The 281-nt window shown below is 54.8% G+C and carries 1 tRNA gene and 1 rRNA gene; both read left to right on the plus strand.

The features are described from left to right. Positions 1-86 precede the first annotated feature (86 nt). Positions 87-162, plus strand: a tRNA-Thr gene (locus OGX90_RS00025). 38 nt (positions 163-200) lie between these two features. Next, positions 201-281 (plus strand): 5S ribosomal RNA (gene rrf / locus OGX90_RS00030); the annotation flags it as partial.

Raw genomic sequence — 281 nt, forward strand, 5'->3', positions numbered from 1 at the left:
CTCAGAAGTGAAACGCCGTAGCGCCGATGGTAGTGTGGGGTCTCCCCATGCGAGAGTAGGGAACTGCCAGGCATCAAATTTAGTGTGCTGATATGGCTCAGTTGGTAGAGCGCACCCTTGGTAAGGGTGAGGTCCCCAGTTCGACTCTGGGTATCAGCACCAGTTTTTCGGTTAAAGTTCGGCACTTAGAAAAGAATTTGTCTGGCGGCTGTAGCGCGGTGGTCCCACCTGACCCCATGCCGAACTCAGAAGTGAAACGCCGTAGCGCCGATGGTAGTGTG

The sequence above is a fragment of the Citrobacter sp. Cpo012 genome (assembly GCF_030333015.1).
Taxonomy (GTDB): Bacteria; Pseudomonadota; Gammaproteobacteria; order Enterobacterales; family Enterobacteriaceae; genus Citrobacter; species Citrobacter portucalensis.